The 22,679-nt window shown below is 71.4% G+C and carries 25 protein-coding genes and 1 tRNA gene; 16 read left to right on the forward strand and 10 right to left on the reverse strand.

Features of this window, described 5'->3' with window-relative positions:
- The first annotated feature begins 23 nt into the window (after window positions 1-23).
- The 5 genes from MHY49_RS06975 to MHY49_RS06995 all read left to right on the forward strand — a co-directional run bounded on the left by MHY49_RS06975 (window position 24) and on the right by MHY49_RS06995 (window position 4,078).
- A complete protein-coding gene (locus MHY49_RS06975) occupies window positions 24-920 on the forward strand; it encodes a Rossmann-like and DUF2520 domain-containing protein (RefSeq protein WP_239203377.1) in 897 nt (298 codons plus the stop codon).
- 46 nt (window positions 921-966) lie between these two features.
- Window positions 967-1,821 carry a pantoate--beta-alanine ligase gene (gene panC, locus MHY49_RS06980; protein WP_239203331.1) on the forward strand — a complete coding sequence of 285 codons (855 nt, stop codon included), beginning with the start codon at window positions 967-969 and terminating at the stop codon, window positions 1,819-1,821.
- A 50-nt stretch (window positions 1,822-1,871) separates the two neighbouring features.
- Complete coding sequence (gene lysS / locus MHY49_RS06985; protein ID WP_239203332.1) at window positions 1,872-3,395, forward strand: lysine--tRNA ligase; 1,524 nt, start codon at window positions 1,872-1,874, stop codon at window positions 3,393-3,395.
- Window position 3,396: 1 nt separating this feature from the next.
- On the forward strand, window positions 3,397-3,582 hold the full coding sequence (locus MHY49_RS06990) for a hypothetical protein (RefSeq protein ID WP_239203333.1): 186 nt from the start codon (window positions 3,397-3,399) through the stop codon (window positions 3,580-3,582).
- Window positions 3,583-3,748: 166 nt separating this feature from the next.
- On the forward strand, window positions 3,749-4,078 hold the full coding sequence (locus tag MHY49_RS06995) for an Lsr2 family protein (RefSeq protein ID WP_200503858.1): 330 nt from the start codon (window positions 3,749-3,751) through the stop codon (window positions 4,076-4,078).
- A 91-nt stretch (window positions 4,079-4,169) separates the two neighbouring features.
- On the opposite strand, the gene MHY49_RS07000 is transcribed toward MHY49_RS06995, so the two are convergent.
- Together MHY49_RS07000 and MHY49_RS07005 are read right to left on the reverse strand one after the other, a co-directional pair.
- The gene (locus MHY49_RS07000) at window positions 4,170-5,123 is read right to left on the reverse strand and encodes an aldose 1-epimerase family protein (protein WP_239203334.1); all 954 of its coding nucleotides are present in this window, start codon (window positions 5,121-5,123) and stop codon (window positions 4,170-4,172) included.
- 5 nt (window positions 5,124-5,128) lie between these two features.
- A complete protein-coding gene (locus MHY49_RS07005) occupies window positions 5,129-6,616 on the reverse strand; it encodes a malate:quinone oxidoreductase (RefSeq protein ID WP_239203335.1) in 1,488 nt (495 codons plus the stop codon).
- Between the two features lie 215 nt (window positions 6,617-6,831).
- Here MHY49_RS07005 and MHY49_RS07010 point away from each other — a divergent pair, with 215 nt between their 5' ends.
- The 4 genes from MHY49_RS07010 (at window position 6,832) to MHY49_RS07025 (ending at window position 12,460) form a co-directional block, all read left to right on the forward strand.
- Window positions 6,832-8,172 carry an alpha-L-fucosidase gene (locus tag MHY49_RS07010; RefSeq protein ID WP_239203336.1) on the forward strand — a complete coding sequence of 447 codons (1,341 nt, stop codon included), beginning with the start codon at window positions 6,832-6,834 and terminating at the stop codon, window positions 8,170-8,172.
- 138 nt (window positions 8,173-8,310) lie between these two features.
- On the forward strand, window positions 8,311-10,950 hold the full coding sequence (locus tag MHY49_RS07015) for an ATP-dependent Clp protease ATP-binding subunit (protein ID WP_239203337.1): 2,640 nt from the start codon (window positions 8,311-8,313) through the stop codon (window positions 10,948-10,950).
- Between the two features lie 101 nt (window positions 10,951-11,051).
- On the forward strand, window positions 11,052-11,948 hold the full coding sequence (locus MHY49_RS07020; protein ID WP_239203338.1) for a DedA family protein: 897 nt from the start codon (window positions 11,052-11,054) through the stop codon (window positions 11,946-11,948).
- Window positions 11,945-12,460 (forward strand): amino-acid N-acetyltransferase, encoded by a 516-nt coding sequence (locus MHY49_RS07025; protein WP_200503855.1) that lies wholly within the window; start codon window positions 11,945-11,947, stop codon window positions 12,458-12,460. The genes MHY49_RS07020 and MHY49_RS07025 overlap by 4 nt, the downstream gene beginning before the upstream one ends.
- Window positions 12,461-12,481: 21 nt before the next feature.
- Here the strand turns inward: MHY49_RS07025 and MHY49_RS07030 are convergent, their stop codons facing one another.
- The 5 genes from MHY49_RS07030 to MHY49_RS07050 all read right to left on the reverse strand — a co-directional run bounded on the left by MHY49_RS07030 (window position 12,482) and on the right by MHY49_RS07050 (window position 15,937).
- Window positions 12,482-13,393, reverse strand: coding sequence for an A/G-specific adenine glycosylase (locus tag MHY49_RS07030; RefSeq protein ID WP_239203339.1), 912 nt, complete (start codon window positions 13,391-13,393; stop codon window positions 12,482-12,484).
- Between the two features lie 178 nt (window positions 13,394-13,571).
- A complete protein-coding gene (mscL, locus tag MHY49_RS07035; RefSeq protein WP_239203340.1) occupies window positions 13,572-14,000 on the reverse strand; it encodes a large conductance mechanosensitive channel protein MscL in 429 nt (142 codons plus the stop codon).
- Between the two features lie 76 nt (window positions 14,001-14,076).
- Window positions 14,077-14,712 (reverse strand): SAF domain-containing protein, encoded by a 636-nt coding sequence (locus tag MHY49_RS07040; RefSeq protein ID WP_239203341.1) that lies wholly within the window; start codon window positions 14,710-14,712, stop codon window positions 14,077-14,079.
- A 91-nt stretch (window positions 14,713-14,803) separates the two neighbouring features.
- The gene (locus MHY49_RS07045) at window positions 14,804-15,145 is read right to left on the reverse strand and encodes an FmdB family zinc ribbon protein (protein WP_239203342.1); all 342 of its coding nucleotides are present in this window, start codon (window positions 15,143-15,145) and stop codon (window positions 14,804-14,806) included.
- 177 nt (window positions 15,146-15,322) lie between these two features.
- Window positions 15,323-15,937 (reverse strand): 5-formyltetrahydrofolate cyclo-ligase, encoded by a 615-nt coding sequence (locus MHY49_RS07050; protein ID WP_239203343.1) that lies wholly within the window; start codon window positions 15,935-15,937, stop codon window positions 15,323-15,325.
- A 52-nt stretch (window positions 15,938-15,989) separates the two neighbouring features.
- Between MHY49_RS07050 and MHY49_RS07055 the strand changes: the two genes are divergently transcribed.
- From MHY49_RS07055 to MHY49_RS07080, 6 genes are all read left to right on the forward strand, one after another.
- On the forward strand, window positions 15,990-16,616 hold the full coding sequence (locus tag MHY49_RS07055) for a GNAT family N-acetyltransferase (RefSeq protein WP_239203344.1): 627 nt from the start codon (window positions 15,990-15,992) through the stop codon (window positions 16,614-16,616).
- Window positions 16,617-16,653: 37 nt separating this feature from the next.
- Window positions 16,654-17,613, forward strand: coding sequence for a hypothetical protein (locus MHY49_RS07060; RefSeq protein ID WP_239203345.1), 960 nt, complete (start codon window positions 16,654-16,656; stop codon window positions 17,611-17,613).
- Between the two features lie 56 nt (window positions 17,614-17,669).
- The gene (locus MHY49_RS07065; protein WP_239203346.1) at window positions 17,670-18,524 is read left to right on the forward strand and encodes an inositol monophosphatase family protein; all 855 of its coding nucleotides are present in this window, start codon (window positions 17,670-17,672) and stop codon (window positions 18,522-18,524) included.
- Between the two features lie 133 nt (window positions 18,525-18,657).
- Window positions 18,658-18,730 (forward strand) — tRNA-Ala (locus MHY49_RS07070).
- Between the two features lie 194 nt (window positions 18,731-18,924).
- On the forward strand, window positions 18,925-19,092 hold the full coding sequence (locus MHY49_RS07075) for a hypothetical protein (RefSeq protein WP_239203347.1): 168 nt from the start codon (window positions 18,925-18,927) through the stop codon (window positions 19,090-19,092).
- A complete protein-coding gene (locus MHY49_RS07080; RefSeq protein WP_239203348.1) occupies window positions 19,089-19,304 on the forward strand; it encodes a hypothetical protein in 216 nt (71 codons plus the stop codon). Before MHY49_RS07075 ends, MHY49_RS07080 begins: the two co-directional genes overlap by 4 nt.
- A 190-nt stretch (window positions 19,305-19,494) precedes the next feature.
- On the opposite strand, the gene MHY49_RS07085 is transcribed toward MHY49_RS07080, so the two are convergent.
- A complete protein-coding gene (locus MHY49_RS07085) occupies window positions 19,495-19,917 on the reverse strand; it encodes a VOC family protein (RefSeq protein ID WP_239203349.1) in 423 nt (140 codons plus the stop codon).
- A 489-nt stretch (window positions 19,918-20,406) separates the two neighbouring features.
- On the opposite strand from MHY49_RS07085, the gene MHY49_RS07090 reads away from it, so the two are divergent.
- Window positions 20,407-21,162, forward strand: a complete 756-nt coding sequence (locus tag MHY49_RS07090; protein ID WP_239203350.1) for a hypothetical protein — start codon at window positions 20,407-20,409, stop codon at window positions 21,160-21,162.
- Window positions 21,163-21,216: 54 nt separating this feature from the next.
- Here the strand turns inward: MHY49_RS07090 and MHY49_RS07095 are convergent, their stop codons facing one another.
- Together MHY49_RS07095 and MHY49_RS07100 are read right to left on the reverse strand one after the other, a co-directional pair.
- Entirely contained in the window at window positions 21,217-21,369 is a 153-nt protein-coding gene (locus tag MHY49_RS07095; protein ID WP_239203351.1) for a hypothetical protein, read from the reverse strand.
- A gap of 786 nt (window positions 21,370-22,155) precedes the next feature.
- Window positions 22,156-22,617 (reverse strand): hypothetical protein, encoded by a 462-nt coding sequence (locus tag MHY49_RS07100; protein ID WP_239203352.1) that lies wholly within the window; start codon window positions 22,615-22,617, stop codon window positions 22,156-22,158.
- Window positions 22,618-22,679: the final 62 nt, after the last annotated feature.

Raw genomic sequence — 22,679 nt, forward strand, 5'->3', positions numbered from 1 at the left:
GCCCCGGCCCCGGGGGACGACGCATGAGCGCCCCGCGCCTGGGCGTCGGCATCATCGGCGCCGGCCGCGTCGGCGCCGCCCTCGGCGCCGCCCTGCGCGCCGAGGGGCACGCGATCACCGGTGCCTACGCCGTCTCGGACGCCTCCCGCGAGCGCGCCGCGCAGATGCTCCCGGACGTCCCCCTGCTCGAGGTCGACCGGATCGTCGAGCGCAGCGAGCTCGTCCTGCTCGCCGTGCCCGACGACCAGCTCGCACCGCTGGCCGCGGGCATCGCCGCGACGGGCCTCGCCCCGGGCGGGCAGATCTTCGCCCACACCTCCGGCCTGCACGGCATCACCTCCCTCGCCCCGCTCGAGCGCACCGGCGCGATCGCCCTCGCCCTGCACCCGGCGATGACCTTCACCGGCACCGCCGCGGACCTCCCGCGCCTGGTCGGCTGCCCGGTCGCCGTCACCGCCCGCGAGGCATTCCTGCCGATCGCCCAGGCCCTCGTCGTCGAGATCGGCGCCGAACCGGTGACCCTCGCCGAGGGGGATCGCGCGCTCTACCACGCGGCCCTCTCCCACGGCGCGAACCATCTGGTGGTGCTCGTGGACCAGGCGCGCGAGCTGCTCGCCAGGATCGGCATCGACCAGCCGGGGGAGTACCTGCGCCCCCTCATGACCGCCGCCCTGGAGGAGTCCCTGCGGCGCGGTGCGAACGCCCTCACCGGACCGGTCTCCCGCGGCGACGCCGGCACCGTCGAGGCGCACCTGTCCGCCCTCGCCGAGGCCGACGGGACGGCGGGCGCCCTGTCCCCGGGCGACAGCGCCCGCACCTACCGGGCGCTGGCGCGCGCAGCGCTCGAGCGCGCGGGACTCGGTGCGGCCGAGGAGCGCGCGATCCGTGAGATCCTGCGGGAGCCCGGCGCAGAGGAGTGACCTGCGGGCCGACGTGCGTCGGAACGGGCGGGACCAGGAGGAGCAGATGACGAAGCCGGCCACGCAGCTGGTGACGACGAAGGACGAGCTGCGCGCCGCCCGCGCGCGGCTCGAGGGGCCCGTCGCGGTGGTGATGACGATGGGTGCCCTGCACGAGGGGCACCTGAGCCTCGTCCACCGCGCCCGCGAGGTCGCCCGGCATGTGATCCTCACCGACTTCGTCAACCCTCTCCAGTTCGGACCGGGCGAGGACCTCGAGACCTACCCGCGGGATCTCGACGCGGACCTCGCGCTCGTGGACGGACTCGTCGACCTCGTCTTCGCCCCGTCGGTCGAAGAGATGTACCCGGTGCTCCTGCCCGCCGTGAGCGTGAGCGCGGGCCGTCTGGGCACCGCCCTCGAGGGAGCCGCGCGGCCCGGTCACTTCGACGGCGTGGTCACGGTCGTCACCAAGCTCCTGCAGCTCACCGCTCCCGAGGTCGCCGTGTTCGGCCGCAAGGACGCCCAGCAGCTCGCGATCGTCCAGGCCCTCGTGCGCGACCTCGACCTCCCGGTCCGCATCGAGGCGGCGCCCATCGTCCGCGAGCCGAGCGGGCTCGCGCGCTCGAGCCGCAACGTGCGCCTGGACGCCGCGGGCCGCGAGCACGCCCTCGCCCTCTCGCGGGCCGTGCGCGCCGCCGAGGCCGCCGCGCCGTCGGCCCCCGGGATCCGCGCGGCCCTCGCGGACGCCGTCGCCGCGGGGTCGCCCGGGGTGCGCTGGGACTACGCGCTCGCCCTCGACCCCGTGACCTTCGAGGAGATCGCCGACGACCACGCCGGCGAGGTGCTCGTGGTGATGGCCGCGCACGTGCACGGGGTGCGTCTCCTGGACGCCGCTGTGGTGGAGGCGACACCGTCCTGAAGACCACCCCGCCTGGGATACTCCGGGCCGGTGATGCGAGAATCACCCCTATGACTGCACAGCCCCCCAGCGATCAGCATCGCGCCCCGGACGCCCTGGACACCTCCGACCAGATCGCTGTCCGCAAGGCCAAGCGCGAGCGGCTGATCGAGCGGGGCGAGGAGGCCTACCCGGTCTCCGTGCCCGTCACCACCACGATCGCCGCGGTGCGCGAGGCCTACGGCCACCTCGAGGCAGGACAGGAGACGCAGGACGTCGTCGGCGTCGCCGGGCGCGTGGTCTTCCAGCGCAACACCGGCAAGCTCTGCTTCGCGACCGTCCAGGACGGCGCGGGGGAGCGACTGCAGATCATGCTGAGCCTGGCCGAGGTCGGCGAGGAGCGCCTCGGCGCCTTCAAGGCCGATGTCGACCTGGGCGATCACGTCTTCTTCCACGGTCGCGTGGGCGCCTCGCGCCGCGGCGAGCTCTCGATCTTCGCCGACTCCTGGACGATGGCCGCCAAGGCCGTGCGCCCCCTGCCCGTGCTGCACGCGGACCTCTCCGAGGAGTCCCGCGTGCGCCACCGCTACGTGGATCTCATCGTGCGCGAGGAGGCCCGCGCCTCCGTGCGCCAGCGGGCCGAGGTCATGCGCTCCCTGCGGTCCTCCTTCCAGGACCGCGAATTCGTGGAGATCGAGACGCCGATGCTCCAGGTGATCCCCTCGGGCGCCGCGGCGAGGCCGTTCGTCACCCACATGAACGCCTTCGACATGGACCTGTTCCTGCGCATCGCCCCCGAGCTCTTCCTCAAGCGCGCGGCCGTGGGCGGGCTCGAGCGGGTCTTCGAGATCAACCGGAACTTCCGCAACGAGGGCGCTGATTCCACGCATTCGCCGGAATTCGCGATGCTCGAGGCGTATCAGGCCTACGGGGACTACAACACGATCGGCGAACTCACCCGTTCACTCATCCAGGAGGCGGCAGAGGCCGCGACCGGTTCCCAGGTCGTCACTCTCGCGGACGGCGAGGAATACGACCTCTCGGGGACCTGGGACCGGATCACCGTCTACGGGTCCCTCTCGGAATCCCTGGGACAGGAGATCACGCCGGAGACGACTCCCGAGGAGCTGCGGAGGATCGCGCGCTCCCTCGATCTGGATCTCGACCATCCGAAGTTCGGTCACGGGACGCTCGTCGAGGAGCTCTTCGAGCACCAGGTCTCCGATCATCTCCACGCCCCCACGTTCGTCCGCGATTTCCCGGTCGAGACCAGCCCGCTGGTGCGCGCGCACCGGGAGACGCCGGGCGTCGTGGAGAAATGGGATCTGTACGTGCGCGGATTCGAGCTCGCGACCGGATATTCCGAGCTCGTGGATCCCGTCGTCCAGCGCGAGCGCTTCGAGCAGCAGGCGCGTCTGGCCGCCGCCGGCGACGACGAGGCGATGCGCCTGGACGAGGACTTCCTCGAGGCCATGGAGTACGCGCTCCCGCCCACGGGCGGCATGGGCATGGGGATCGACCGCCTGCTCATGGCCATCACCGGCCTGGGCATCCGCGAGACCATCACCTTCCCGCTCGTGAAGCCGGAGGCCTGAGATGGACAGCGGATTCCTCTACGAGGCCGGCTCCCTCCTCCCGCCGATCGGCGTCGGACTGCTGTTCTGGTTCACGATGCGCGCGATCCTGAGGGCCGACCGACGTGAACGCGAGGCGGAACGCCAGGCGGAGCGCGAACTCCGCGCCCAGCAGGGCGGATCGGGAGAGCATCCGGACGCGCCGTGACCGAGATTGTTATGAGACGGACAATGCCTGAGGCGTGATTCATCGGCCGGCGAACAGCTCGGTGCAGGAATTCGCGTTCGGATTGTATTCTCAGGTGCGGTGTGCAGATAATGGGGCGCGTCCAACATGAGTTAGGCGCTCCACACGCATCAAGGAGAACCATCCCATGGCACGGAAGACTTTCGTTGAACTCATCGACGACGTCGACGGGTCCAAGGCCGAGGAGACGGTGAGCTTCTCGCTGGACGGCGTCGCCTACGAGATCGATCTCTCGGACGAGAACGCGGAGAAGCTGCGCGCGGAGATCGGTGAGTGGGTCACCCGTGCGCGCCGCGTGGCCGGGCGCCGTATCCGCGGCACGGGAAGCGGCTCCACCTCCAGCTCCTCGAACGATTCCGCGAAGATCCGCGTCTGGGCCCGCGAGAACGGCCGCGAGGTCTCGGACCGCGGCCGCATCCCCGAGGAGCTCCGCCAGGCCTACTACGCCGCCAACTGACAGCGCGACGGCCTCCTGCACGAGGGCCCCGGGACGCATCAGCGTCCCGGGGCCCTCGTGCATGCTCGGACGGTCGCGCCGTCCCTCGGCGTCACCAGCCGCGGATGCTCCAGGAGGCCGTGTGCTCGGCGCCGGGGGAGAGCCGCACCAGGTCCTCGCCGCTGCGGAACGCATCGGGCGGGCAGGTCATCGGCTCCACGGCGAGTCCCTTGCGGTCGTTCTCCGGCTCCGGGCGATCGCCGGTGTGGACCTGCACCCAGGGGCAGGCGCCGTCGGCGGAGATCTCCACCCCGGTCCCGCCGGGTGCGGTCGCCGTGACGCGCCAGCGGCCGTCGGCCTCGGCGGAGAGATCGGTGAAGGCGTGGTCGAGGAAGCGGCCGGCGACCGGACGCACCCGCCGCAGATCGAGATCCGAGCCCTCCTCGACCGCGCGGGTGCCGACGGGCAGCAGGCGGTCCGGGGTCACCTCGAGGACTGTCGCGGCCGGGCACGACAGCGTCCACTCGTCCAGCGGCTCGGGGCCCGCGAGCAGGTACGGGTGCGGGCACACCCCGTAGGGGGCGTCGGCCGATCCGACGTTGCGGGCGGTGACCGTGGTGGTCAGGCCGCTCTCGGCGTCGAGCCGGTGCTCGACGCGCACCTCGAGCGCGAAGGGGTACCCGGTGGTCGGGTACAGCACGGTGCGCAACGTGAGCGCCACGGCGCTCTGCTCGGCGACCTCGTAGGCCTGGAAGCTCAGCAGCCCGTGGAGGGCGTTGTTCCGCTCGACCTCGGTGATCGGGACCTGCAGCTCCCGCCCGTCCCAGGTGTACCGGCCGTCGCCGATGCGGTTCGGCCACGGGGCGACGACCGCGCCGCGGTAGAAGAGCATCGGGCCCTCGGCCGGACTGCGCAGAAGCAGGTCGCGCCCGCCCACGGTGAGCGACTCGAGGGTCGCGCCGACCTCGGACACCTCGGCCGCGTACTCGCCGGAGGCGATCCGGTGCAGAGCGCCGCGATCGCGCACGCTGCCGGAGGCCGTCACGTCCATCGTCTCCTCGGCCATGGCGATCAGCCGTCCTCGAGGCCCAGCAGGTGGGCGGTGCGGGCGAGGGACGCCGAGGCCGCCGCCGGGTCCTCGGCGAGGTGGGTGCCGAAGCTCGGGATGATCTCGCGGATCCGGGACTCCCAGGTGCCGAAGCGGTCGGGGAAGACCTTCTCGAGCATGCCCAGCATGATCGTGGTGGCGGTCGAGGCGCCGGGCGAGGCGCCCAGCATGCCGGCGATCGAGCCGTCGGCCGCGGTGATCAGCTGCGTGCCGAACTGCAGCACGCCCACCTTCTTGGGATCGGGGGCGATGACCTGCACCCGCTGACCGGCGGTGATGAGCTCCCAGTCGTCCGCGCGGGCCGAGGGCATGTACTCGCGCAGCGCGTCGAAGCGCTTGGCGGGCGAGGCGATGAGCTCGCCCGCGAGGTACTTCATGAGGTCCAGGTTCGGCGGGGCGACCGCCATCATCTGCGCGATGTTGCCCGGCTTGATCGACTCGAACAGATCGAGATTCGAGCCGGTCTTGAGGAACTTCGGCGACCAGCCGGCGTAGGGGCCGAACATGAGCGCCCGCTTGCCGTCGATGTAGCGGGTGTCCAGGTGCGGGACGCTCATCGGCGGGGCGCCGACGGCGGCCTTCCCGTACACCTTCGCCTCGTGGCGGTCGATGATCTCGGGGTCGGTGCAGCGCAGCCACTCGCCGGAGATCGGGAATCCGCCGAATCCCCGGATCTCGGGGATCCCGGAGTTCTGCAGGATCGGCAGCGCGTTGCCCCCGGCGCCCACGAACACGAAGGGCGCGCGGACCACGCGCACCTCGCCGGACGTCGAGCGGGCCATCACGCCCCAGTCGCCGCCCATGCGGCGCAGGGAGGTGACCTCCCAGCCGGTGGAGACCGTGGTGCCGGCTCCCTTCGCGACGTCCAGGAGCTCGCGGGTCAGGCGCCCGAAATCGACGTCGGTGCCGTCGGGCGAGTAGGTCGCGGCGATCGTCTCGGTCTCGGGACGCGCCTCGGTCACGAGCGGCGCCCACTCGCGCAGCTGCTCGTGGGACGTCGTGAACTCCATCGAGTCGAACAGCGGGTTCTTCACGAGCGCATCGTGGCGGCGGCGCAGGTAGTCCACGCTCTCCATGCCGTGGACGAAGCTCATGTGCGGCACCGGGTTGATGAAGGCGCTGGGGTCCTCGATCTTCCCGGTCTCCACGAGGTGCGCCCAGAACTGGCGGCTGACCTGGAACTGCTCGTTGATCGAGATCGCCTTCGCAGGGCTCACCGAGCCGTCGATGTCCTGCGGGGTGTAGTTCAGCTCGCACAGGGCGCTGTGGCCGGTGCCGGCGTTGTTCCAGCCCTGGCTGGACTCGAGGGCGACGTCGTCGAGCTTCTCGAGCACCTCGATGCGCCAGCTCGGCTCGAGGTCGGTCAGCAGGGCCGCCAGGGTCGCGCTGGCGACCCCACCCCCGATCAGCACCGCATCCGCTCGGGTCACGTCCACCGTGAGCTCGCCCATGACACTCCCGTCCTCATCGCTGATGTGCTCCGAAGAGGCTACCCCGGTCCACCTGGGCGGGGTGCTCGACCGACGGAGGGCGGGCTGTGGTCCGCGGCACGGCGGGGCGTCGTCCGGCCCGGGCCCGTGGAGCTCGAGCGCAGCACGATGAGGCGCGCGAGGGCGCGTCAGCGCGCCGCTCCGAGCCCCGCCCGGATCTCTGATGAGGTGGGTGCATGTCCGACGACGTGCATCCCGAGCCACCGCAGCAGCCCGTCCCGCCCCCGCAGCCGAGCGACCCTCTGCGGCCGACGCCCGAGCAGCTCGCATGGCAGCGCGAGGGGCTGGGCGTGTTCTTCCACGTGGGCGTGAACACGTTCGCCGGTCGGGAATGGAGCGACGGGACCCTCTCGCCCGGCATCTTCGACCCCGCAGATCTGGATGCCGACGAATGGGTGCGCACCGCGCACGACCTCGGCGCCGCCTACGTGGTGCTCACCGCCAAGCATCACGACGGGTTCTGCCTGTGGCCGACCGCGACCACCGACTACAGCGTGCGCGCGAGCCCGTGGCGGCAGGGCCGCGGCGACCTCGTCGCCGAGGTCGCCGCGGCCTGCGAGCGCTGGGGGCTCGGTCTGGGCCTGTACCTCTCGCCCTGGGACCGGCACGCACCCGAGTACGCGGATCCCGCGCGCTACGACGCCCTCTACCTCGCGCAGCTGCGCGAGCTGTGCACGGGGTACGGGCCCCTCCACGAGCTCTGGTTCGACGGCGCGGGCTCTGCGGGCCGCGAGTACGACTGGGAGGCCATCGGCGATCTCATCGACGAGCTCCAGCCGGGGGCGATGGTGTTCAACATGGGACGCGCGACCAGCCGCTGGGTGGGGAACGAGGACGGCCTGGCGAGCGATCCCGTGGAGTACGTGACCACGAGCGCCGACCTCAACAACTATGACGCCGACGTGATCGAGACGGCGGCCCCGCGCTACCTCCCGCCCGAGTGCGACGTGTCCCTGCGCGACGGCTGGTTCTGGCAGGAGGGTGAGCAGCCGAAGTCCCTCCCGCACCTGCTCGCGATCCACGACCGCTCGATCGGCCTGGGCGCGAACCTGCTGCTGAACATCCCGCCGGACCGCCGCGGCCGCATCGATCCGGCCGATGCCTCCCGGGTCTCCGAGCTCGCCGGGGCCCTCCGTGCCCGGTTCGGGTCGCCGATCCCGGCCCGCTGCGAGCCCGCCTCCGCGGTGCTGCGCCTGCCCGGGCCGACGACCTTCGACCATGTCGAGCTGCGCGAGCACCTCGAGGGCGGCCAGCGCATCCGCCGCCACCGGATCCTCGACGCCGAGGGCCGGGAGCTCGCGGTCGGCGGCACCGTCGGCGTGCGCAGGATCCACAGGCTCGCCGCGCCCGTCACCGCCGAGGTGCTCCAGGTGGAGATCGAGGGGGAGGGCGCCGCGCTCGATGCGGCCTGCGTGCACGACGCCCGCGGAACCGTCGTCCCGGACCTCTCCGGCGCCCGGCCTGCCCCGACCACGGCGCCGGACGGACCGCTGCCGGGGCGACCGCTCCCGGAGTGACCGCTGCCGGGGCGACCGCTGCCGGACTGATCTGCGGGCCCCTGTCGCGCGCCGTCACGCCCGCGGCGAACAGCCATCGATCGGCGGTGGGGTTCCGACTAGTCTCGATCCATCACCACCGCCCGATGGGGGAGAGACATGTTCGAACGCTTCACCGACCGCGCGCGGCGCGTCGTCGTCCTCGCACAGGACGAGGCGCGTCTGCTGAACCACAACTACATCGGCACCGAGCACATCCTGCTCGGCCTCATCCACGAGGCCGAGGGCGTGGGCGCGAAGGCCCTCGAGGCGCTCGGGGTCACCCTCGACGCCGCCCGGGACCAGGTGCGGGACATCATCGGCGAGGGGAACCAGGCCCCCACGGGTCACATCCCCTTCACGCCGCGCGCCAAGAAGGTCCTCGAGCTCTCGCTGCGCGAGGCGCTCCAGCTGGGCCACAACTACATCGGCACCGAGCACATCCTGCTCGGCCTGCTGCGCGAGGGCGAGGGCACCGCGGTCAAGGTGCTCTCCCGTCTGGGCGCCGAGCCCGCCGCGGTGCGCCAGGAGGTCATCGAGCGCCTGTCCGGCTACCAGGGCAAGGAGCCCGCGAACGCGGGCGGCCCCGCGGAGGGCCAGCCCGCCGGCTCGCTCGTGCTGGACCAGTTCGGCCGCAACCTCACCCAGGCCGCGCGCGACGGCAACCTCGACCCGGTCATCGGCCGCGAGCACGAGGCCGAGCGGGTCATGCAGGTCCTCAGCCGCCGCACCAAGAACAACCCGGTGCTGATCGGCGAGCCCGGCGTGGGCAAGAGCGCCGTCGTCGAGGGCCTCGCCCAGTCGATCGTGCGCGGCGACGTGCCCGAGACCCTCAAGGACAAGCAGCTGTACACGCTGGACCTGGGGTCGCTGGTCGCCGGCTCGCGCTACCGCGGTGACTTCGAGGAGCGCCTGAAGAAGGTGCTCAAGGAGATCCGCACGCGCGGCGACATCATCCTGTTCATCGACGAGATCCACACGCTCGTCGGCGCAGGGGCGGCCGAGGGCGCGATAGACGCCGCGAGCATCCTCAAGCCGATGCTCGCCCGCGGCGAGCTGCAGACCATCGGCGCGACCACGCTCGAGGAGTACCGCAAGCACATCGAGAAGGACGCCGCGCTCGAGCGCCGCTTCCAGCCGATCCAGGTCGACGAGCCCTCGATCGCCCACACGATCGAGATCCTCAAGGGGCTGCGCGACCGCTACGAGGTGCACCACAAGGTGACCATCACCGACGGCGCCCTCGTGGCCGCGGCGAACCTCTCGGACCGCTACGTCAACGACCGCTTCCTGCCGGACAAGGCGATCGACCTGATCGACGAGGCCGGCGCGCGCCTGCGCATCCGCCGCCTCACCGCGCCGCCCGAGCTCAAGGAGTACGACGAGAAGATCGAGGACGTCCGCAAGCGCAAGGAGGAGGCGATCGACGGCCAGGACTTCGAGAAGGCCGCCTCGCTGCGCGACGAGGAGCAGACCCTCAAGACCGAGCGCGACGAGCGCGAGGACGCATGGCGCAACGGCGAGACCGACGCGGTGACCACGGTCTCCGAGGAGGTCATCGCCGAGGTGCTCGCCGCCTCGACCGGCATCCCGATCGTCAAGCTCACCGAGGAGGAGTCCTCGCGACTGCTCCACATGGAGGACGAGCTGCACAAGCGCGTCATCGGGCAGAACGAGGCCATCAAGGCGCTCTCCCAGGCGATCCGCCGCACCCGCGCCGGCCTCAAGGACCCCAAGCGTCCCGGCGGCTCGTTCATCTTCGCGGGCCCCACGGGCGTCGGCAAGACCGAGCTCGCCAAGGCCCTCGCGGAGTTCCTGTTCGGCGACGAGGAGTCGCTCATCCAGCTGGACATGTCCGAGTTCGGCGAGAAGCACACGGCCTCGCGGCTGTTCGGCTCGCCCCCCGGGTACGTCGGCTACGACGAGGGCGGCCAGCTCACGGAGAAGGTGCGTCGCAAGCCCTTCAGCGTGGTGCTGTTCGACGAGGTGGAGAAGGCCCACGTGGACATCTTCAACTCGCTCCTGCAGATCCTCGAGGACGGCCGCCTGACCGACTCGCAGGGCCGCGTCGTGGACTTCAAGAACACCGTGATCATCATGACCACGAACCTGGGCACCCGCGACATCGCCAAGGGCGTCTCCATGGGCTTCACCGCCGGCGGGGATCTCTCCACCGACTACGAGCGCATGAAGTCGAAGGTCCACGAGGAGCTCAAGCAGCACTTCAAGCCCGAGTTCCTCAACCGCGTCGACGACGTGGTGGTCTTCCCGCAGCTCTCCCAGGAGGAGATCGTGCAGATCGTCGACCTCATGGTCGCCAAGCTCGGCACGCGCCTCGCGGAGAAGGACATGGACATCGAGCTCACCGAGGGCGCCAAGGAGCTGCTCGCGGAGAAGGGCTACGACCCCGTGCTCGGCGCGCGTCCGCTGCGCCGCACGATCCAGCGGGACATCGAGGACGCGCTCAGCGAGCGGATCCTGTTCGGCCAGGTCTCGGCGGGCGACCACATCGTGGTCGACTCCGAGGGCGAGGGCCTGCTGGGCGAGCTCGTGTTCCGCCGCCGCACCGACGGCGGGTCCCTCGAGCCCCTCTCGGACGATGTCTCCGTCAGCGCGATGACGGAGGCCCGCACCGAGGACGCCGCCCACCCGGACGTGCCGGAGGGCGAGAGCTCCTCCGGGAACGACGACGGGACCGACGCGGGCACCGGCTCCGGCACGGAGTCCTCCGCGGACACCGATGTGAGCTCCTCGCGCTGACCTCCGGGTCGGCAGAGCAGTGAGCGCCCGGCGCCCCCTGAGGGCGCCGGGCGCCGTCGCCGGAGGCACGGCGCAGTCGGACGGAGAGGCGGAGCGCGATCGTGGGAGTGGGCACGTTCCAGGCGTGGATGACCGGTCTGCAGGACTGGATCGTCGCCGCGGGCGATACCTGGTGGGTGCACCTGGTGGTGTTCGCGCTGTGCGCGATCGACGCCTTCTTCCCCACGGTCCCCAGTGAATCGGTCATCGTCGCGCTGTCCTCCCTGTGGGCGTCGTCCTCGGTGCCTCCGATCTGGCTGACGGTGCTCGCCGCCTGGGGCGGCGCCTTCCTGGGCGACAACATCGCCTACCTGATCGGACGCACCGTGGGCTGGGAGCGCTTCGGCTTCCTGCACCGAGGACGCGGACTGAAGGCGGTCCAGGCGGCGGAGCGCGGCCTGGACCGGCGCGCCCTGCTCTTCCTGATGACCGCCCGCTACATCCCCTTCGGCCGCACCGCCGTGAACCTCACGGCCGGTGCGGTCCGCTATCCCTGGCGCCGGTTCTGGCACCGCTCGCTCGCGGCGACCTTCGTGTGGGCCGTCTACTCGTGCGGCATCGGCGCCGTGGCCGGCAGCTGGTTCGAGGACAATCATCTGCTGGCCATCACGGTCGCCGTGGTCATCGCGGTCGTCGTGGCCCTCGTCGTCGAGCGCCTGGTCTCCCTGATGAACCATCTCCTGGACAGCCGCCACGAGCGTGCCGCCCAGCAGGCCGAGCAGGAAGCGGCGCAGCGGGAGGGCGGGGGCTCCGACGAGCAGCCGTCGGACGGCGCCGAGGACGATGCGCAGAGCGGCGACTGTCCGTCCGCGGCGCCGCGCGAGACGACCGACGGCGCCGGCGCCCGGGCGAGTAGCGTCGGGGAGCACGAATCGTCGGACGAGGACCGATCGGCCGAGAACCCGGGGGCCGAGAGCGACGCCGACACGGACCCCCGAAGGACGGCATCCCCCGCATGAGCATCGAGCTGCGCCCCGCGCTCCCGGCCGACGTCCGGGCCATCGACCGCCTCGTGCAGCCCTTGGCCGCCCGCCAGATCCTGCTCGGCAAGGAGCTCGTGGTCTACTACGAGGCCATCCAGGAGTTCCTCGTCGCGGTCGACGAGGACGGCACCGTGATCGGCTGCGGCGCACTGCACGTGATGTGGGAGGACCTCGGCGAGGTGCGCACCCTGGCCGTGAGCGAGGACGCGCGCGGCACGGGCCTGGGCCATCGCATGCTCGAGGCGCTCCTGCAGCGCGCCCGCGACCTGGGGCTCGAGCGCGTGTTCTGCCTGACCTTCGAGGTCGACTTCTTCGCCCGCCACGGCTTCCGCGCCATGAGCCCGGATCCGCTGCCGCCCGAGGTCTACGCCGAGCTGCTGCGCTCGAGCGACGAGGGCGTGGCGGAGTTCCTGGACCTCGCGCGGGTCAAGCCCAACACCCTGGGCAACACGAGGATGATCCTGCGCCTGGCCGACGCACCGGTCTGACCCCCAGTCTCGGCTGCGGTGTCAGGGCAGGCGCACGGTCCCGTCCTCGATCACCGCGAGCCCGTCGGCGACGAGGGAGTCCAGGCAGCGCGGCACCCTGTCGTCGGCCTCGTCGCTGCGCAGGAGCGCGATCCGCTCCCTGCGCGCGGGTCCCTCGCGCAGCAGCGCCATGATCCGTCCGCGCATCTGACGGTCGGTGCCCTCGAAGGCCTGGGGACGCGACGGCGTCCCGGAATCCGCAGGACGCCCCTTGGCCAGCCACGCGCAGTGCGGGGCGAGCGGGCAGATGTCGCAGTGCGGGGAGCGGGCCGTGCACACGAGCGCCCCGAGCTCCATCACCGCCTGGTTCCAGCGCACCGACCGTTCCGTCTCGGCGGGGAGGACCTCGGTGGCCAGCGCCCGCTGGGATGCGGTGAACGTGCTGCCGGGGGAGGCCTCCCCGCGCACGCAGCGCACGAGCACCCGCCGGATGTTGGTGTCCGCGACCACCGCGCGGCCGTGGTGGGCGAAGGCGGTGACGGCGGCCGCGGTGTACTCGCCGATCCCCGGCAGGGCGCGCAGGGCGTCGAGCCCGACGGGCACCTCGCCGCCGTGCTCCTCGACGATCGCGCGGGCGCAGGCCTGCAGGCGCAGCGCCCGGCGCGGGTAGCCCAGGCGGTCCCATGTGCGCAGCACCTCGGCCGTCGGCGCCTCGGCGAGGTCCTGCGGTCGCGGCCAGCGGCGCATCCATTCCTGCCAGCGGGGGAGGACCCGCACCACGGGGGTCTGCTGGAGCATGATCTCCGAGACCAGGATGCTCCAGGCGCTCGCATCGCTCGCCCGCCAGGGCAGGTCGCGGCCCGCGTCGGCGAACCAGTCGATCACCGCGTCGATCCCGCTGCCGTCGAGGAGTCCGACGGGATCGGGGACGGTCGCGGGGGAGTCGGCGGGCACTCGGGAACGGTACCGCACGGGCGGGGCCGCACAGTCTGCGCCGCTCGAGGCGAGCCGCCGGGTGGGCTTCCCTTGCGGTCTGGCATGAGAAACGGGGCGGGACCATGTGGTCCCGCCCCGTCCGTGCGCCGCTCTCACGGCGTCATGCGGAGCCTCCGGCCGGGCCGGAGGGGTTCCTTCACTGCTGCGGGGTCTGCCCCGGGGTGCTCGAGTCCCTGTTCTGGAGGGCGTCGCGGATCTCGGTGAGCAGCGCGATGTCCTCCGGGGTGGCCTCCGGCGCGTCCGGGTCCTCGCCGCGACGGATCATGGCCATGCGACGGGCCTTGGCCATCGGCAGCACGAACACGAAGTACACCACCGCGGCGGTGATGAGGAACGTGATGACGGCGGAGATGACCTCTCCGACGTTGATGAACGTGTTCTCGTTGCTGGAGATGAGCTGGTAGCCCAGGCCGATGCTGTCCGCGCCGCCGGCCGCGGCCACGATCGGGTTGATGATGTACGTGACGAAGGCGGTGACCAGAGCGGTGAACGCACCGCCGATCACGACACCGACGGCGAGGTCGATGACGTTGCCCTGCATGACGAAGTCCTTGAAGCCCTTCACGGTGCTTTCCTCACTGCTCGGAGACGCGGGGGATCGGGTGACACAGTGGATGCTGGGGAAGCACCCGCTGGGGAGATTAGAACATGATCGCGATCTCGAGCCAGCCTTCACGCACGGCGTGAGCGACTTCTCCCGTGTGAGACGGATCCACGGCGACGAGGATCTCCACAGCATCCGTGCTGGACACGGCGCCCATCGGGCCCGTCGCCGTCGCGTCGGCCGGGACCTCGACGACCATCGCATCGATCCTGCGCGTGTCACCGGGCATCTCGGTCGAGACGACGAGACTGAGCTCGTCGCCCGGCGCGAGGTGCGGAAGCAGCGCGGGGGCCACGGGCACGACCACCACGGCCCGTCCCGCGAGCGGCGGAGACTGCGCCTCCTCACGCAGCCTCTGCGGGGCGAGGACCTCCCCGGCGCCCACGCTCCGCGAGACGCGCAGGCCCTCCAGATGAGAGGGATCCGAGGTCGAATCGTCAGGGACGAGAGCATCGGCGACCTCGGCCTCGCGCAGGTCCCCGGACCGGATCACCGTGCCCGCAGGGAGGTCGTGCGCGGCCACGAGCACGCCGCGCGCATCGGCCGACGCGGGCAGCAGGCCGGGCAGGACCGCGACCGCGAGCAGCGCGGCGAGCAGGATGCTCAGCAGGCGCCGGCGCCGACGGACGGCCCGGTGCCAGCGGGGGAGGGAGTCGTGCAGTCGTCGCAGCATGCTCCGACGCTAGGGCGAGCTGACGCGCGCCGGGCGTCGCCCGTCGTCACTGTGGACGACGGAGTGATGTGGAGGAACGACGGCGGAGCGCTCAGTCCGCGGCGGAGGCGGCCGCAGGGGCCGCGGATGCGCTGCTCGATGCGCTCGAGGACTCCTTCGACGAGGAGGCGCTGCTCGAGGAGTCGGAGGAGCTCGAGGAATCGGACGAGCTCGACGAGCCCGAGGAGTCCGACGACGAGGAGGCGGTGCGCGAGGACGCGGAGTCCGTCGAGTAGAAGCCCGAGCCCTTGAACACGACGCCCACGCTGTCGAAGACCTTGCGCAGAGCGGACTGCCCGCACTCGGGGCAGACGGTCAGCGAGTCCTCGCTGAAGCTCTGGTACTTCTCGAAACGGTGGCCGCAGTTCTTGCAGGCGTACGCGTACGTGGGCACTAGGGTCCTCCACATCCAGGGTGATCGGCGCCTCCCGAGGCGCCCGCACGAGCTTACCGCCGCGCGGGGCCGACCAGCAGGGCCGCCCGGGGTGATGCTCGCCGCGCCCCTCGCCGGCAGCACCGCGCGGACGGCGGATCCCCCGGGCGATGGCCCGGGCCGTCAGGAACCGGCCCGTCAGGAACCGAGCCGCTCCACCCCATCCGTGGTGAGCACGGCGTGCGCCGGGCGGTCGTGCGCCTCGCGCGGCAGGGCGCCCGGCGCCAGCACCTCCCAGGGATGGACGACGGCCACGACCGCCGTCGTGCGCGCATGCTCGAGCGCCCTGTCGTAATAGCCTCCGCCGTGCCCGAGGCGCGTGCCGGAGCGGTCCACGGCCAGGGCCGGGGCGAGCACGAGATCGGCCCGGGCCAGGGCGTCGGCCCCCTCGCGCGGTCCCGACGGCTCCCCGCCGAAGCCTCGCGCGGGCGGCGGTGCCAGCGGGGACGACCCGTCCCATGCGGCCCAGTCGATCCGCTCGCCCGCGTGGACCGGCAGCAGGATGCGGTGGCCGCGGGCAGCGAGCACGCGCAGCAGCATCCGCACGTCGGGCTCGGTGGGCGTCGGGTCGAAGGCGGCGATCCGCAGCGGGCCCGTCGCGCGGGGCAGGAGGGCGAGCAGCTCGTCGGCCCGGCCCGCGAGGCGCGCGTCCTCGTCGGGCGCGCGGTGGCCGGTCGCGGCGCGCTCGGTGCGCAGTCCCGTGCGCAGGGCCTTCTTGCGCACGGCGGGGGTCTGCTGAGAGTTCTCCTCCACCGCCCCAGCATGGCATCGCGGATGCCGCCTCCGCGATGGCTACGATGCCCGGATGCCCCCTGTCTGGCCGCTCGTGCTCTCGGATGCGGAGCTCACCCTGCGCCCTCTGCGCCGTCGCGACCGCCGCGCCTTCGAGACGCTGCTGGTGCGCAACCGCGAATGGCTCGCGCCCTGGGACGCCACGGACCCCGAGCGCCGTCGGCCCCGGCCCACCCACGGGGAGCTCCTGCGCTGGGCGGAGCGGGAGGGGCGCGCCGGTCGCCACCTCAGCCTGCTGCTGTGCGCGGACGGCCGGCCTGCGGGGCAGGTGAGCGCGGGACCGATCCTGTACGGCGCGCAGTCCTCGGCGACGATCGGCTACTGGATCGACCATGCGCGCGCCGGCCGCGGGTATGCGCCGCGCGGCGTCGCCCTGCTCATCGACCATCTCTTCGCCGAGGTCGGGCTGCACCGGGTGGAGATCAACATCCGGCCCGAGAACGAGGCCAGCCTGCGGGTGGCCCGCAAGCTCCACCTGCGCGAGGAGGGGCTGCGCGAGCGGTTCATCCATGTCGACGGCGCCTTCCGCGACCACCTGAGCTTCGCCATCACGGCCGACGAGGTCGAGACCGACGAGCGCGGCAGGGGAGTGCTCGCGCGGTATCGGCGCGAACACATGGGCGCCACGGGCGCGTCGTGACCAGCTGAATCACAGCCGTGTCATTAGGGTGGGCGAGGTGGAGACCTTCAACCTCGGGGCTGTCCTGTTCGCCCTCCTGCTGCTCGTCTGGGTCGGCTATGCCGTCCCGCGCAGCGCGGAGCGCCGGGAGCTGATCTCGAGAGCGCGTGACGCGATGCGCTCCCGGGACTCCCGCACCGCGCGGGATCTCTCCGAGGCCGCCCACTCCCGCCCGAGAGCCCGTGAGGTGCACGTCATGAATGACGACCGTCTGCTGCTGCGTCCCGCCGATCCGACCGCCCGCCCGCGCTTCGACGCGTCGCCCGGCACTCGCGTCGACCCCTATGAGGAGGCCGGACGCCAGCGACGCACCCTGCGCGTGGTCCTGCTCGCGCTCGCGCTGGTGACGATCGGCGTGGGCGTCCTCGCCGGCTTCTCGATCCTGCCGGTGTGGAGCGTGCTGCTGCCGCTCGCGGTCCTCGCCGCCTACGTGGTGGGCCTGCGCCGCGCCGAGCTGGACCGCCGGTCCCGTCTGCGCCGCGCCGCCGAGCTGCGAGGCGCGGGTGCGGCGACGTCGGCCACCACCGCATCGAGCCCCGCCGTGACGAGCGCCTCTGCCGAGGAGGCCCCGCAGGTCGCCGCACCGGCCGCGGCGACCGATCGGTCGGACGAGCTCTCCGCCTCCACCGTGACGACCGCGCGCACGCCCGGCGACTCCGCCGCGCACACGCAGGAGCACGCGGAGCTGGGCGAGGAGATCGAGTCCGCGAGCGCCGCCCTCGCCGCGCCCGGCGAGTGGATCCCGCGTCCCGTGCCGCGCCCGTCCTACGCCCTGCACGGCGAGGTCGAGGATCTCGCCACCCGCCACGCGGCCCACCGCAGCAGCGTCGCCCCCCAGCAGGTCGCTCTCGAGGTCGAGGTCGACGACGTGGCCGACGAGGCCCTGCGCGAGGAGCCGCAGCGCACGCCCGCCTCGGATCTCGGCCTCGACGAGATCCTCGCGCGCCGCCGCGCCTGAGACCCCGAGCCGACCACAGCCCGCCCCAGCAGCCCGCCCCAGCCACAGGAGGCACAGTGACCGCACCCGAGGAGCTTCTGGAGGCGGCCGAGGCCGCCGCGTCCCTCGCCGCCGACTACGTGCGGGGACTGGATCGCACCGCCCTGCAGCGGGAGTACAAGAACGACAGCCACGACATCGTGACCACCCACGATCGCGCGTGCGAGGAGATCATCGTGCGCGAGCTCGCTCGCCGCGTGCCTGGCGCACGCGTGATCGGCGAGGAGGGCGGCGAGCGGCCCGGTGCCGGGGCCGACGGCGGCGCCTCCGACTCCGAGATCACCTTCTACGTCGACCCGATCGACGGGACCAGCAACTTCGCGGCCGGGCTGCCGCTGTTCTGCGTCTCGATCGGCGTCGCCGTCGACGGAGAGCTGGTCGCGGGAGTGGTCGACGCGCCCGTGCTCGGCGAGGTGATCAGTGCGGCCGACGGGCCGGTGCGGCTGAACGGGGTCGAGGTCGCCGGGCGCCCGACCCTCGCCGCGAAGGACGCGCTCGTGCTCACCGGCTACCCGGGCTACCGCGCCTACCGCGAGCTGCCCGAGCTGTCCGCGGCGCACGGACGGCGCCTGTCCGACGGGGTCTCGGCGGTCCGCCACCTGGGCTCGGCCGCGCTCGAGCTCGCCTACGTCGCCCTGGGCCGCGCCGATGCGACGCTGCTGCCCTCGATCAACGCCTGGGACGTCGCCGCCGGATTCCACCTGGTCCAGAGTGCCGGCGGCAGCCTGCGCACCTGGCCCGGGACCACGGGCCAGGGACGGCCCGTGCAGGAGCAGCCCGCGTACGTCGCGTGCACCGGTCCCGAGCGCCTCGCGGTGCTCGACGAGATGATGGACGAGGTGCAGGCCGCCCGCGATGAGCGGGTCGCGTGACAGCCGGCGACGGCCGTCGCCGGGGGCCCGCTCCGGCTCCGTGACCGGTCGCTGTGATCCTCGTCAAGGCGGCTCGTGACGGTCGTGAGCACCGGCTTCGCGATGCTAGGCTTGCCAGGTCGCCACGCGGCACGGGGCTTTAGCTCAGTTGGTAGAGCGTTTCGTTCGCAATGAAAAGGTCAGGGGTTCGATTCCCCTAAGCTCCACGGCATCACCGGAAGGCTCCTCATCATCAGGATGAGGGGCCTTTTTGTTGCGACGAAGCAGTGTCATCCTTCGGGGAACCATGGTCGGGATGCCCATGAGGTTGCCCATCCCGGGAGCGGATGCCCAACACCCTCTCCGCACTTTCCCGACCGATACAGCCTCACCTGTCCCACCCGACGCGCAGACTTCCTCCATGAAGACCATGCGAGAGCGAGACGCCGAGTGGGCGCTGATGGTGCGCCAGCGGATCGAGGGTCATCGGGTGCACCCGTTCTTCGAGCCACCCGCCCCGCCGGCAGATGATGTGTGGGCGCGCCGTGGCGAGGAGTCGCAGGATCCCGGTGGCTGGGAGGCGGCGTGAGGGACGTCGGCCTCTTCGCGGCATCGGAGCGCATCGAGCAGGTGATCTCCTCCGTGCTCATCGGCTACCGGCTCGCGATCCGTAGCGGCACCGCGGTCGAGTCGATCCCCTGGCACCGCGACGACGCCCTGCCCCGCTACTCGGTGCGCGTCTCGACGCCGGACGACTCCATCGTCGACACCGCCCTCGTCTGGGCGTGCAGGGACGAATAGCTCGAGGCGCACCTGCGCCGGTGGCTGCTCGAGCGGATCCATCTCGAGGGCACTAAGCGCGGCCACGGCCGCCGGCATGACCCGTGGTGGTCCGCCGTGTGGCGGAAGGCGAACCCAGGGCGATCATGACGAAAGCGCCCCCACCCCCGACCGTGAGATCAGGATGGGGGCGTTCTCATGGGCGCTCGCGTCAGGGGCTCTCGATGAGCTCGATCGTGGATCCATCCGCATCGCGTAGGTAGGTGAAGCGCGTGCCGGCGCGGGGACCATCGGGCATGCGCTGGGGTTCACCGAGCGTTCGCCACCCGTAGCTGCTGCACGCCTGAACGGTCGCATCCAGGTCGTTCACTCCGAGCGCGAGATGCCACGACCCCACCTCGTTCGATGCGGGGCGGTGGTGCCGCGCGCCCTCTGGCCGGGTGTACTGGAGGAGTTCGATGGCGTAGCCATTGAGATCGATGACAGCAGCGTCGATCTCGGCTCCCGCGACGCCGACGACTTCCGCCGCGAACTCGCCACCCAGGCGGAACCTTCTCTGGATCTCCGCTCCGAGCGCTCCAGCCCAGAAGGCGAGCGAGGCTTCGAGGCTTCGGACCGTGATTCCCGTGTGCACGACAGAGGGCTGCTGAGTTGGTGGCATTCCCCCACCGTAGGACTGTGGGGTTGTGGTGGCGAAGGTGGAGGGCGGCTACGCGAGCTCGCGCTGCGACCGCCACCGGGTGACGGCGAGTCGCGCGCCGTCGAGGATCGCGACGTGCCCACGTTGCCCGCGGCCACGCCTGACACTTCCTCGCCGCCGTGGAGCATGACATCGACCGGAAGTCGCCTGCGGCCTCATCGACGTCGACAAGTTCTGCGAAGCCGCCGCCTGGTCCCCGCCCCCGATCGGCATCGCGCAGTACTCGACGTCATGCCCGAGACCGTCGTCGACCGCTTCCACGCCTTCACCGACCACGAGCGCGCCGCCCGCACCGAGCGGCTCCACATTGCCCGCTGGGCCTCCTAGGGCAGGTCACAGTCACGGTTCCATCACGGACCGTCCAGAATGTCGGCGCGTCTGCCTACTCTCAGCTCATCCCGTCCCACGCCCCAGGAGAACCCCATGAAGCGCACCCTGCGCACCCTCGCCGTGCCTGTCCTCACTGCCGTGCTGCTTGCAGGATGCGGTGGCGCGAGTGGCGACTCCGAGTCCTCGTCGGCGTCCAGCACTTCGAAGTCCCAGCAGAGCGATACGGGCGGGGCGTCAGACGCGTCCGCCCCCATGGATGATGGCGGCGACGACACTCTGTACGACGAAGCTAACTGCTCCCCGGAGCTCTGGGACGAAGTCGAGGGTATCTGCGCCGATGCCAGCACTCTCGAACCGCTCTCTGTCGAGGGTGCTTTCGGATTCTCCGAGGGCGGCGCGACGTACACGCTGGGCGTACCGCATCCTCTCCCTGGCCCTGTCATTGATGGGATGAAGGGACTCGGATTTACCGACGCGGAGCTCAGCGCCATCAAGGTGATCCCCGTGGAGATCGACAACACCGAGGGGCTCCAGTCGGAGTCGCTGTTCGGGGCAACGGCGGTCAGCGAGGACGGCCAGCAGCACGAGTGGCTCTCGCTCAGCGGCTACCTGTTCGACACCCTCGACGAGTACGCCGAGAAGAACGACTCAGGTCTGGGTGATCCCGTGTATGACGAGCTTTACGAGGTGAAGGAGGACGCGATCCAGGAGGTTGCTCGGACCGCGAAAAGCACTCAGTACCTCGTCGCCGATGATGAGGCTGATCTCGACGGGAAGTTCACGTACATGGAGCTCGAAGGCGGGGAGCTCGGGGGCAGTCCGTTCCCGATGTTCCCCAAGCTGCCATGACAGCCTGAAGAATCGCCCCGGCTCCGAGCGGAGTCGGGGGGGGGGGGGGCGTGGTCATGCGGCGAGTTCGAGCTGCCGCGCGACGCCCTCGAGGGCCTTGAACATCATTTGCGGATCGGCGTGTTGGTGCTTCCTCGTGCTGAGCACGCTGCTGCGGCCGAAGATCGCGATGGTGATCTGCGTGTCGATGCCGAGCGCGAGGAGCATTGTCGCGGTCGCGTGCCGACCTTGGTGGACCTAGTAGGGCCCGCCGGCGGGGTGACTCGACCATGAGGACGCGCTGCTGCACGGTGTGTACCTCGAGGATCGCGGCCTTGAGGGCGAGGGTGAGGAGGTCGCGTGCCCGCTTCGATGTCGCGATCGACTTGCCGGCTTCGCGGACGGCGTTGTCGATCTTGCGGAGGTCGGCGGGGAGAGGTCCGCGACGTAGTGCTTCCCAAGCGTCGGGATGATCCAGTGGTTCACTGCGGACTTGTCGTACGCGTCAGCCGCCGAACTCGCCTTGTCGTGGCGTATCGAAAGGTACTGGGTGCACCAGTGCTTGAAGGTTGTGCGGGCATGTCCGGGCCCGCCCCGTTGTCCTAGATCTCTCGAACGAGGAGCCTGAGCGCGTTCTTCGCCTCGGCCTCGCTCGAGAGGACGACTGGGCGCATTCGACGCTTGCCCTTCGAGGTGAAGCCAGCGTTGATTGCACCGGCCCACTTGCGGTCCTTGCTTTGGCTCACGAATCCCATTCCGTACTGCGTGCGTCGCTTGTGTGCCATGGCGCCTGCCACTCGGATGCCTGTTTAACTGCCCATGTCTGGCCTCCGCCCGGCACGCGACTGACGACCATCCGTTCAGGCAGGAGACCGATTCCGTGTCTCCCAGTGTGCCGAACCCCTTTGTTCGCAATGAAAAGCTCAGGGGTTCGATTCCCCTAAGCTCCACGGCATCACCGGAAGGCTCCTCATCATCAGGATGAGCGGCCTTCCGCCGTTCGTGGACGGGCACTCAGTCCTTGAGGGTCCCGCTGTCGATCGCGGGCTCCTGCGCCCAGGTCGCCTCGCCGGGCTCGAGCACGCTCATGGTGCCGTGGGCGGTCAGCTCCCCGGCCTCGGTGCCGAAGAAGGTCGCGGAGAGTCCGCCTCCCTGGGAGGCCGGCGTGAGCGAGAACGTGAACGTCGAGGCGGTGGTGCCCGTGGCCGGGGATGCGACCCAGCCCGCACCGACCGAGCTCAGCTGGGCCGGCTGGGAGAGGTCGATGACGATCTGCAGTGTGGCCCCGTCCGGTGGCGGGACCCAGGGATCCGCCCGGTAGCTGACCTGGGCGGAGACCTGGAACTGCAGATGGCTCTCTGCGGCGGCGACGGTGATGAAGTGCGCGTTCGCCGCGACGTTCCAGTAGTAATTGGCCTCGTCATTCGGCGCCGGCCCGGGTTCCGAGGCGGCGATGGCAGGGGCTGCGGTGGACACGAGGACCAGCGGGGCAGTCCACGCCGCGCCGCGGAGGATGCCTCGGCGGCGGAGCTCTCGGG

It is taken from the genome of Brachybacterium sp. ACRRE (assembly GCF_022346485.1).
In the GTDB taxonomy this organism is placed as follows: Bacteria; Actinomycetota; Actinomycetes; order Actinomycetales; family Dermabacteraceae; genus Brachybacterium; species Brachybacterium halotolerans.

Excerpts from the sequence above, each read along its gene's own strand:
- MHY49_RS06975 (WP_239203377.1), top strand. The coding sequence starts at position 24 with ATGAGCGCCCCGCGCCTGGGCGTCGGCATCATCGGCGCCGGCCGCGTC.
- panC (WP_239203331.1), top strand. The coding sequence starts at position 967 with ATGACGAAGCCGGCCACGCAGCTGGTGACGACGAAGGACGAGCTGCGC.
- lysS (WP_239203332.1), top strand. The coding sequence starts at position 1,872 with ATGACTGCACAGCCCCCCAGCGATCAGCATCGCGCCCCGGACGCCCTG.
- MHY49_RS06990 (WP_239203333.1), top strand. The coding sequence starts at position 3,397 with ATGGACAGCGGATTCCTCTACGAGGCCGGCTCCCTCCTCCCGCCGATC.
- MHY49_RS06995 (WP_200503858.1), top strand. The coding sequence starts at position 3,749 with ATGGCACGGAAGACTTTCGTTGAACTCATCGACGACGTCGACGGGTCC.
- MHY49_RS07000 (WP_239203334.1), bottom strand. The coding sequence starts at position 5,123 with ATGGCCGAGGAGACGATGGACGTGACGGCCTCCGGCAGCGTGCGCGAT.
- MHY49_RS07005 (WP_239203335.1), bottom strand. The coding sequence starts at position 6,616 with ATGGGCGAGCTCACGGTGGACGTGACCCGAGCGGATGCGGTGCTGATC.
- MHY49_RS07010 (WP_239203336.1), top strand. The coding sequence starts at position 6,832 with ATGTCCGACGACGTGCATCCCGAGCCACCGCAGCAGCCCGTCCCGCCC.
- MHY49_RS07015 (WP_239203337.1), top strand. The coding sequence starts at position 8,311 with ATGTTCGAACGCTTCACCGACCGCGCGCGGCGCGTCGTCGTCCTCGCA.
- MHY49_RS07025 (WP_200503855.1), top strand. The coding sequence starts at position 11,945 with ATGAGCATCGAGCTGCGCCCCGCGCTCCCGGCCGACGTCCGGGCCATC.
- MHY49_RS07040 (WP_239203341.1), bottom strand. The coding sequence starts at position 14,712 with ATGCTGCGACGACTGCACGACTCCCTCCCCCGCTGGCACCGGGCCGTC.
- MHY49_RS07055 (WP_239203344.1), top strand. The coding sequence starts at position 15,990 with ATGCCCCCTGTCTGGCCGCTCGTGCTCTCGGATGCGGAGCTCACCCTG.
- MHY49_RS07075 (WP_239203347.1), top strand. The coding sequence starts at position 18,925 with ATGAAGACCATGCGAGAGCGAGACGCCGAGTGGGCGCTGATGGTGCGC.
- MHY49_RS07090 (WP_239203350.1), top strand. The coding sequence starts at position 20,407 with ATGAAGCGCACCCTGCGCACCCTCGCCGTGCCTGTCCTCACTGCCGTG.
- MHY49_RS07095 (WP_239203351.1), bottom strand. The coding sequence starts at position 21,369 with ATGCTCCTCGCGCTCGGCATCGACACGCAGATCACCATCGCGATCTTC.